Genomic DNA, 9100 nt, shown 5'->3' with positions numbered 1-9100 from the left:
GGGGGTTTGGGGTTTTTTTGGGCGCCGGGGGTGTTTTGTTGGGGGTCCGGGGGGGGGGGGGGGGGGGCCCGGCCCCGCGCGGGGGGGGGGGGGGGGGGTTCAGTCGACCGGTTCGCCGTGGTCGTAGTTCCAATCCGTTTCGCTGAGCTCACGGACCCCCAAGAGCAGGTGTTGCCGCCTCAGTTCCCCGGCGGCGTTGTTGAACCGCGCGACCACGCACAACAGCCCCGGGACCTGGGACGGCCCGCCGGGCGCGTCGTAGAACTCCACGTCCAACCGGTTACCGTCCGGCAAATCGGCGACGGTGGCGTCCTGAATCAAATCCCGCAACGCCTCCATGAATTGCGTTTGCGTCAGTTCCGGATCGCTGGCATCCATCAACGGCATAGCACTACCTCCAGCGGCTACAGGCATAGCTCACGCCCGCCACTCATTCGATGCGATTCCCAGGGAATTCCCCGGCGACAACTCAAAGCTAACTCTGCACCAACCCCCCGCGCAAGCAAAAACACCCCCGAATTCCGTACTCTTCCCACAAAATCCAGCCCCACCACCAGGGAAAACACAAAAAGCGGGACGCGTTCGACAACCCAAGAGCAGAGACAGGCGACGAAGTGGGGGCAAGGCCGAACTCGCGAACCCGCAATCAAAGCAACAAAGAAGCGGTAAAGAACAAGGGAGAAAAGGGTTTTCGGGTAAATGCTGGGTACCTGACCGGCCGGAGAATGAGACGGCGGTGACGCCGAGGGGGTGCGGGCGTCCGCCCGGGGGGCTGATGTGTCTCTTGTGGAGGGGTTATTACAGTCTGGGAGACCGCTGGTACCCCTCGCGGCGGCTGTACGCTGCTGTTATGGGCAGGCGTGCGGGGCGCGGGTCAAGGCGTCGTTCGGACTGGTAACCGGGTTGGTACCCCGGCTGGCACCCCTGATCCCGGTGCGATCGGCCGCAGCCCCTGCCCTAGATGCCGTCCGTGCGACGCCCGGGAATCTTCACGGGCGCCGCCGCAGAACAGGCTCACACACATCAACAGCGCTCTCGGGAAGTCGCCTCGCCCCGGAGAAGCCTTATCTCCCACAGCGCTTTAGCAGTGCCTAATGGGGATAGCGGGTTAATTCTAGCATCGCCGGGGACGCCGATCGGATACGCGAACGCCCGTCTTGCCTAAACGTTGTCTCGCAACCCGTTGGTTGTAGTGGTGTGGTGTTGGTTGATCATGGTTGGATGCAGGTGATCTCGGCGGCTGGGTCGGAGTGGATTGCCCCGTTCACGGGGTTGCAGGTGCGGCGGTTCCGGAAGCTGGTGGGCACGGTCGCCGCTCGGGGCGGAGAGGCGATCTCGGATGGACGCCCTGGTCGGCGGCAGGCATGAAGACCTGGAAAATTTTCCGCGACTACCGACGCGCCGCGGCCACCCTCGCCGACACCGCCTCCGGAATCGCCCACCTCCGCAACCTCACCCTCACCCGCTGACAGCAACCCCGCACCACACCAACCACACGATCAGTTACGAGACACCATTTAGGATGACAGCATGCCTTACTACATCGTTGAACCAGAAGTAGCCGGCGAACTCGGGCCGAGTACGGTGTATGACCGCGACTCGCGCCCAGTGTCGGTGACTCACCTTGAGTACCGTTTCACCAACTGGCTGGGAGATGCACTGGTAGAGAGCACCCCATGTTTCATCGCCACCGAGGCACTCGCGAAGCGGATCAGTCGGGAGGCCCTGACGGGTGTCACCTTCGAGGATGTAACTGTCACGCTCTCACCCGAGGGCGAAGAACTCATCGAGGAGCCATTGCCGAATTGGCGCTGGCTCAAGTTGACCGGCCAGCCCTACGTCTCAGATATCAGTCTCAACGACGACTTGATGCTCGTGATGTCCGACCGCGCGTTGCTTATTATCCAAGAGTTTGGCCTTGATAACGCTATCGTAGAACCAGCTGATTAATCGATTGGCGATTTGCTGGGGTTGGAACTTGGCGCGGTGCATAGTGTGTGTGAGCGCGGGTGTGGCCCTGTCGTTGCAACCGTTCCGCGTCCTGTCCGGGGACTCGGCTTGCTCGTAGCGCAGGGGGTCATCGGAATGGTCCGAAGCGGGCCGGTGTTACGTGACGGGCTCGATTCGGCGCTCGCCCCGGTATAAAACCTGTGGTTCTGATCGTCGAGCTGGCAGGCTGCAGCGCGTGGCCAGTGAACGCCGCTAACGAGATGTCGTGAAACGGACAGAGCGCGGTACGGGCGACTTTGCCCGAACCGGAAGGTGGCAGCCTTACAGAGCCTGGCATCGTGGCAGGCCGTTCGACTCTGAAGAACGGTTAGGTTCCCGACTGACTGAGTTGTCTCGTAACGCCTGCGGGGGCGCCGCGATGTACTTGACAGTCATTCGGTGTGCGGCCGAGCCCCTGCTGGAAACAGTCGTTATGGCGGGGGGTAATGCCTCAGCGCGCTGAGACAACGACGTGTTCCGACGCTGGACGAGAACTCTGAAGTCGAGGAGTTCCGACCTGTGGAGGGCGCGGCTCGGGACTCCCTTCTCTCCCTGACATTGAATTGGAGCGTTCCGGTGCGGCCTAAATGGTGTCTCGTAACTGATCGTGTGGTTGGTGTGGTGCGGGGTTGCTGTCAGCTGTCGAGGGTGAGGTTGCGGAGGTGGGCGATTCCGGAGGCGGTGTCGGTTAGGGTGGCTGCGGCGCGTCGGTGGTCGCGGAGGATTTTCCAGGTCTTCATGCCTGCCAGGGCGTGTTCGATGCGGGCGCGGATCCGGCGGTGGTCGCCGTTGAGTTTTTCGTGCCATGGCGGCAAAGCCTGCTCGCCGGAGCGCTTCCGGTAGGGCATGATGACCCCGTGATTGCCGTGGTAGCCGCCGTCGGCCATCACCGTGCGGTCGGCCGGTTTCCGGTCCATGCCGGAGTCTCGGTAGACGGTGGTGTCGTTGTGGTTGCCCGGCCGGGGGTCGCTGGTGGCGATGACCAAACGACTGTCGGCGTCGATGGCGACCTGCAGGTTCGTGGAGTACCGGTAGTTCTTCGACGGTGCGGCCACTCGCCGATCGCGGGTGGGCACCAGGGTGCCGTCCACGATCGCGACCTGATCGAGGCGGCGTGTGCACACCGGAACCAGCGCCAACAGCGGCCCGAGCGAGTCGATCACCCGGTGCGCACCCGCGTGCGAGATCCCGAACAGCGGGCCGATCCGGCGCATCGTCAAGTTCGTGCGCCAGTACACCGCCACCAGCAACACCCGATCCCCCAGCCGCAGCCGCCACTGCCGACCAGGGCGCCCATCCGAGATCGCCTCTCCGCCCCGAACGGCGACCGTGCCCACCAGCTTCCGGAACCGCCGCACCTGCAACCCCGTGAACGGGACAATCCACTCCGACCCAGCCGCCGAGATCACCTGCATCCAACCATGATCAACCAACACCACACCACTACAACCAACGGGTTACGAGACAACGTTTAGAAACGCAAGAAAGACCGCTTAGTGGTCGTGTAGCCCTTTCCTTAGCTGTTGTGGGGGTGCTGGAGTTGTTCGGCGAGGAGAAGGGTGTCGGCGTGGGGTGTGGTGTCGATGTCGGCGAGTGTGCTGTGGAGCAGGGTGAGTGTGCGGGCGATGTCGTCGGTGTGGTCGAGGGTGTGTTGCAGGCGCATGATGTCGCGGTAGAGCGGCTCGTGGAGTGGGGCGAGGTCTCGGGCGTGTTCGAGTATTCCCAGGGCGCGGTGCGGGTCGCGTGGGGCAAGGGCGCGGGTGTGTGCGGTGATGGTGTCGAGGTAGGTGCGGCGGGCGTGTTCGCGGACGGGTTCGATCCAGGTGGTGTCGATGCCGTCGGCGAGGTCGCCTTGGTAGACGGCGATGATGGTCTCGTGGGCTTCGGCACGCTGGGTGTCGGTGGTCGCGGTGCGGCGGGTGGTCACGGCGGTGGTGAAGTCGTGGTAGTCGGTGGTGGCCAGGGTGGTGTTGAGGCGGTAGTGGCCGTGGTGGGCTTGCACGAGTTCGCCGAGGTCGTGATCGAGGCGGGTCAGAATTCTGCGCAGCCGGGACAGGGTGGTGTTGAGCGCGTTGCTGCCCGGAACGGCTTCGCCCCACAACGCTTCCAGGATTTCGTCCCGCCCGGCGCCGCCGGGGTTCAGGGCGAGGTAGACGAGCACTTCCCGCATCCGGGGCTGCAACCCGACCTCACGAGGACCCGATTGCTGGCTGGGCTGGTGCCAGTGCAGGCGGGGCTGGCCGAACACGGTCACCCGCAACCTCGCTGACTGTTCCGCCGGGGCCTCGGGCTCGGCGTGCGGTGCACGCGGCGCAGCGGGCGTGGTGGAGGGCGGACTCTCGGGCTCGGCCTCGTGTTCGTCAGGATCGGGGCTCGGCGAGACGGTCATGAGGGCGGGCGGGCGTGCCGTTCGGGTGGCCTCCTGCGCGCGGGAGTCGTCGCCGCGGTGGGCGGAGACGCTGGGGCCGGCGGCCTCGCCGGGATACTCATCGGCGAGGTCGTCATCGCTGGAGGTATCGGGCTCGCGGCGAGTGCGGTGCACGGCGACCGGGAGCGGATACACGGCAGGAAGTGGGCTGCTTGTGGTGTTCGGGGTGTGGCGCAGGCGGAACCGATACCGCATCACCATGGCGGCGCCCACGAGCCCGGCTGCGGACAGGACCGCGATCACTCCCGGCGATAGCGGCGGCCCGCTCGGTGAACGGGCCGGGGGCGTGCGATCAGGTTGGGAGGGCGGTGTCACCGGGGCCTTCGGCGCAGGCCCTGGACGAGGCTGGATCGGCTCGTTCTCCCCGGCAGGTGGTTTCGGAGGCTGCGTAGCCGGGTGGGTGGTGTTGGTAGGTGGGAGTGCGAGTCGCCATCCGGGCATGAGGACATGCGGGTAGCGCAGCGTTCGGTTCGACGCTTGAGTGAGCCCCTGGTTGAGGTCGAAGATGTCCTGCCATCGCTGGCTATCACCGAGGTGCTGTGCAGCGAGGCTGCTGAGGGTGTCGTCGTTGCCGACGGTGACCCACCGGATGCCTTCGGGCAGTGGTGGGGGTTCGGTGTGCGCGGCGTCGTCGGGCATCCGGAGCCATTGCCCGGCCGGCAGGTATCGGGGTTCGGGTGAGAGGTGGGGGTTGAGGTGGGTGATCTCGGGCCATCGATTCCCGTCGCGGAGGTGAATGTGGGCGAGGAGCCAGAGGCTGTCGCCGCGGTGAACGAACACGGCGGGTCCGGTGGGGCCGGAGACGGACGGGCCGGGGGCGTGGTGCCCGTCCGTCTCCGGTGCGGCCGACGGCACTTCGGGGGTGTGCTGCGGGCCGCCGGGGTGGCGGGGCGCGCTGGCCGCCACCGAGTTCTGCGGGAGCGATGTGGCGAGGCTGGGGGTGGCGGTGCCGAGCAGGACGGTGCCGGTGACCAGTGCGGTGATCCAGCCGCGTGCTCCGCCGGGTCCGTGTTCGCGGAGTTGCCGGGCGCCGTAGCGGAGCAGGAGGTAGGTGTCTTCGGTGATCCAGCAGATCGTCACGCCCCAGATGGCCCACATGAACAGCAGGCACCCGCCGACCACGAAGCCGTCCACGCCGAGGGTGAGGCGGATCTCGTGATAGCTGTCCACCGTCCAGGCCCGGAAGTGTGCGGGCTCGAATTCGCCGAGAAACCCAGTGTGCAGCGGTGGCCAGGCGAGTTCGGGCCAGTCGAACCACTGGGTACCGAGCACGAGCAGCGCGGGCAGGACCGTGAGCAGGAACAGCAGCCCGAGCAGAATCGGGAGCCGTCGCAGGAACGCGAGGAGCAGGATCATGGGGCGAGTCCGGAGTTGCTGGTGCCGACACCGAGCTGCGCCTCCGCCCGCCCGGTGACGTGATGGACCGGGTCGAGCAGGCCGATGACGGCGGGCTCGGAATGCGACACGGTGACGCGCACGGTGCGGTCCCCGTCGAAGGCGACCTCGCCGCGGTGCCCGCTGGCCGCCAGCGCGTCCTGCGCCGCCGAGCGTGCCGTCGCGGTGTCGAGGGTGATCTGGGGCGTGCGGGTGTCGAGGGCGGTGAGGGCGGCGCGGGCGGCTTCGGCTGCGACGGCGTCGGCTCGGGCCAGCGCCCGCATCCGGTCGGCCCCGTCCACGACGAGGGCGAGCACGAGCAGCAGGGCGGGCAGCAGGACCGCGACCAGCACGCTCACCGAACCCCGATCCGGATGGTGGTCGCGGGGTGTCATGTGCGCCCCCGGAACGGATCGATCGGGCTGGTGAGCTCCGAGTGCAGTGGGACGCTGCCGGGCATGGCGGGCAGGGCGAGATCGGCGAGCGCCACGGTGCACGAAGCTCGCACCACGACCGCATCGGAGGTCCCCAATGCCGCGTTGAAGGCGCCGGTGTCGACGGCGAGGGCCTGCTGTCCGCAGTGAAGGCCTTCCTGCGCCAGGGTGTCGCGGGCCGTGGTGCTGGCTGCGGCGTGTGCTGCGGGTGCGGTGCGGGCCAGCGAAGCCGCGCGGGCTGCGGCGGTAGTGGCGGTATCTAGGGCGGCGTGGGCGCCCACGATCCGCCCGCCCGCGATCACCACGGCCAACACCACCAGCACCACTGGGGTGAGCAAGGCGAGTTCGACGCTCGCCGAACCTTCCTCCGAAAGCGTGTTCCATGGGCGCTTCATGATCTGCTCCCCGGAGTCGTGAACCTCTCCTGTTCGGCCGTCGCCGTGCGGGTGACGCGGAACTCGAGGCCGGGGATGGGCAGCACGCGCGGCGCGGTCGCCGACACCCGCACCATCACCGCCTCAGCTGCGGTTTCCACGCTCGTGGTGGGGTCGGTGGCGGCGTTCGGCGCGCGGGTGAGGAAGTCGGCGGCGGCGTGTTCTCCGGCGCCGGGGGTGGCGTTGTAGGCGCGGGCGGCGTGCAGGCCGGTGGTGGCGGCGTGCTGGCAGAGGCTGCGGGTGTGCCACCACAGCGCGGCTTGCACGATCGAGACCAGCAGGACCAGCGCGAGCCCGGCGAGTACGGCGGTTTCGACGGTTTCCGAGCCGCGGTCCGAGCACGTGTGTCTTGTGTGGACGGTCATCGAGCGGTCCTTCGGCTAGTGGATTTGGCCTTGGTACTTGTTGACCACGGCGGTGATCGCGGCGCCGAGCCCGACCGCGACGGCCAGGCCGATCGCGGTCAGCACCGCTTTCTCGGTGGTCTCGGAACCTTCGTCGTCGAACCGGATGCGATGGGCGCGGGTGGTGAGGTGGTCGACGACGGTGGTGGCGGCGAGCACGAGCGTCAGCGCCCAGTACTGGGCGACGTCGCGGCTGCGGTGCAGGGCGAGGCGGGTAGCGGTGTGCATGAGCGGTTCCTTCCGATCAGGTGGTGAGGAGTTGAGCGAGTGTGGGGTAGAGCACGAGGCCGAGGATGGCGAGCATCAGCAGCGAGGTCGGCAGGGTGAGGCGTTCGCTGCGGGAGTGGGCGTCGGCGGTGTCGGTGGCGAGCGCGGCATGGCGAAGCGAGGCGGCTTTGGTGTGCAGGCTGGTGGCGATGGCCGCGCCGTCGGCGGCGGTGTCGGCCAGGTCGGCGACTTCGGCGAGCTCCGAGAGCCGAAGCCGGTCGCCGAGGTTGCGCAGTGCGTCCCAGGGGGTGTGGCCGAGCCGGTGTGCTTGCGCGACGGTGGCCCGGATGCGCAGGAACAACGGATGCTCGGTGAGCTCCGCGGCCTCGCGCAGCGCGGGTGTGGCGGCGCGGCCGGCGTTGCGTTCTTGGGCGACGAGGTCGGGGTAGACCGCGAGCACACGGCGGTAGTCCTCGCGGCGCCGTGCGGCGGCGTCGCGGAGCTGGAAGTAGGGGAGCATGCCGCCGAGCCCGGCCCCTCCCACGACACCGAGAATCACGGCGGGCGTGGGCGGCACACCGGTGATGCTTGCGAGCAGGCCGATCCCGGTTCCGATCGCGGTGCCGAGTGCCGCGCCGCGCACGCGCTGGGCCAGGTACTGCTGCGGAGTTCGTTCCAGCAGGTCGAGGTCGGCGGTGGGGAGCCCGAGCCAGGGGTGCCGGGCGTTGGCGGCCCGCCGGGCGAGGCGGGCGGTGAGCAGGCGGGGGTCGCTGGTTTCGTCGGTGCGGGTGGTGATCTGGTCGAGTGCGGCGTCCAGGCGTAGCGGTGCTGCGGGCAGCATGGCGGCGAATGCCAGGACCAGTCCGGTGCCGAGGGTGAGTCCGAGCAGCAGGGCGAGGGGCATCATCGGGCCTCCCCGGTGGTGAGGTAGCGGCGTGGTGGGGGTGGGGTGGTGAGCCGGTGCATCCACACCAGCGCGCCCGCCCCGAAGACCGCGATCCCCGCGAGCACGAGCTGGCCGGCGCCGGTGGAGAACGGTGCGAGGTAGTGCCCGGCGAACAGCAGCAGCCCAGCAAGCATGGCCAGGGTGATGCCGACCAGGGACCGCACCGTGGTGCGGGGTTTGGCCCGGTCGGCTTCGACGTCCCGGCGTGCGGCGATCTCCCGGGCCTGGGCGTCGGCCTGGCGGTGCAGGAGCTCGGCGAGGCCGCGTCCGCCGGTGCGCAGCCGCAGCAGCAGGGCGAGCACGATCGCGTCGGCGGCCGGGTCGGCGAGCTCGTCGGCGAACTCGCGCAGCGCGGCTTCCATGCCGTGTGTGCGGGACCGTTGTGCGAGCCGCTGCACCGGTTCCGCTAGGGCCTCGGGGGCTGTGGCTGCGGAGCGGGTGATCGCCTGGGCGAGTCCTCCGGCCCCGGAGGCGAGCAGGTCGGCGACCCGCCGGGTCCAGGTCACCAGCACTTCGGCGCGTTCGATGCCGTGCCGGGTGTGGCTAGGGGAGAGCAGGTGGGGCAGGCCGAGCACGCCTGCGGCGACTGCGATGCCGCCGACCGGCCACCCGGTCACCCACCAGGCCCCTGAACCGAGGCCGACGGCGACGAGGGCGAGTCGGAGGCACCGCGCCGACCACCGCACCGGGGATGGGCGGTGCCGTATCGGCGTGCCGCCGTGTCCATAGAGGACGATCAGGATGGCGAGGGCGGCAGCGAGCCCGCACGCTCCGCCGGTGAGAACGATGCCGTTCATCGGCGATCACCCGCGAACACCGGTGGTGTGAACACGTCGGGGTCGAGCCCTGCGGCGTGCAGGCGGGAGAGCAGGCGGGGGCTGGGC

The 9100-nt window shown here is 68.5% G+C and carries 10 protein-coding genes and 1 pseudogene; 2 read left to right on the top strand and 9 right to left on the bottom strand.

Annotation, left to right across the window (positions count from 1 at the left end; all coding sequences use genetic code 11):
- Nucleotides 1-99: 99 nt before the first annotated feature.
- A complete protein-coding gene (locus LCD31_RS26345; RefSeq protein WP_224962431.1) occupies nt 100-387 on the bottom strand; it encodes a hypothetical protein in 288 nt (95 codons plus the stop codon).
- An 834-nt stretch (nt 388-1221) separates the two neighbouring features.
- On the opposite strand from LCD31_RS26345, the pseudogene LCD31_RS26340 reads away from it, so the two are divergent.
- Together LCD31_RS26340 and LCD31_RS26335 are read left to right on the top strand one after the other, a co-directional pair.
- Nucleotides 1222-1359 (top strand): annotated as a pseudogene (locus LCD31_RS26340) (IS5/IS1182 family transposase); the annotation flags it as partial.
- A gap of 171 nt (nt 1360-1530) precedes the next feature.
- Nucleotides 1531-1950, top strand: a complete 420-nt coding sequence (locus tag LCD31_RS26335) for a hypothetical protein (RefSeq protein ID WP_224962430.1) — start codon at nt 1531-1533, stop codon at nt 1948-1950.
- Nucleotides 1951-2624: 674 nt separating this feature from the next.
- Here the strand turns inward: LCD31_RS26335 and LCD31_RS26330 are convergent.
- The 8 genes from LCD31_RS26330 to LCD31_RS26295 all read right to left on the bottom strand — a co-directional run bounded on the left by LCD31_RS26330 (nt 2625) and on the right by LCD31_RS26295 (nt 8833).
- A complete protein-coding gene (locus LCD31_RS26330; protein ID WP_224962428.1) occupies nt 2625-3404 on the bottom strand; it encodes a transposase family protein in 780 nt (259 codons plus the stop codon).
- 101 nt (nt 3405-3505) lie between these two features.
- On the bottom strand, nt 3506-5773 hold the full coding sequence (locus LCD31_RS26325; protein WP_224962426.1) for a winged helix-turn-helix domain-containing protein: 2268 nt from the start codon (nt 5771-5773) through the stop codon (nt 3506-3508).
- Complete coding sequence (locus LCD31_RS26320; protein WP_224962424.1) at nt 5770-6150, bottom strand: hypothetical protein; 381 nt, start codon at nt 6148-6150, stop codon at nt 5770-5772. Before LCD31_RS26320 ends, LCD31_RS26325 begins: the two co-directional genes overlap by 4 nt.
- Nucleotides 6151-6182: 32 nt before the next feature.
- Nucleotides 6183-6620, bottom strand: a complete 438-nt coding sequence (locus LCD31_RS26315) for a TadE/TadG family type IV pilus assembly protein (RefSeq protein ID WP_224962422.1) — start codon at nt 6618-6620, stop codon at nt 6183-6185.
- Nucleotides 6617-7024, bottom strand: a complete 408-nt coding sequence (locus LCD31_RS26310; protein WP_224962420.1) for a TadE/TadG family type IV pilus assembly protein — start codon at nt 7022-7024, stop codon at nt 6617-6619. The genes LCD31_RS26315 and LCD31_RS26310 overlap by 4 nt, the downstream gene beginning before the upstream one ends.
- Before the next feature lie 15 nt (nt 7025-7039).
- Nucleotides 7040-7291 carry a hypothetical protein gene (locus LCD31_RS26305; protein ID WP_224962419.1) on the bottom strand — a complete coding sequence of 84 codons (252 nt, stop codon included), beginning with the start codon at nt 7289-7291 and terminating at the stop codon, nt 7040-7042.
- Between the two features lie 16 nt (nt 7292-7307).
- Complete coding sequence (locus tag LCD31_RS26300) at nt 7308-8177, bottom strand: pilus assembly protein TadB (protein ID WP_224962418.1); 870 nt, start codon at nt 8175-8177, stop codon at nt 7308-7310.
- Nucleotides 8174-8833 (bottom strand): type II secretion system F family protein, encoded by a 660-nt coding sequence (locus LCD31_RS26295; RefSeq protein WP_224962417.1) that lies wholly within the window; start codon nt 8831-8833, stop codon nt 8174-8176. Before LCD31_RS26295 ends, LCD31_RS26300 begins: the two co-directional genes overlap by 4 nt.
- Nucleotides 8834-9100: the final 267 nt, after the last annotated feature.

Origin of the sequence: Saccharopolyspora sp. 6M, assembly GCF_020176775.1 — a bacterium.
Classification (GTDB): Bacteria; Actinomycetota; Actinomycetes; order Mycobacteriales; family Pseudonocardiaceae; genus Saccharopolyspora_C; species Saccharopolyspora_C gregorii.
This window is presented reverse-complemented; position numbering and strand designations above follow the sequence as displayed.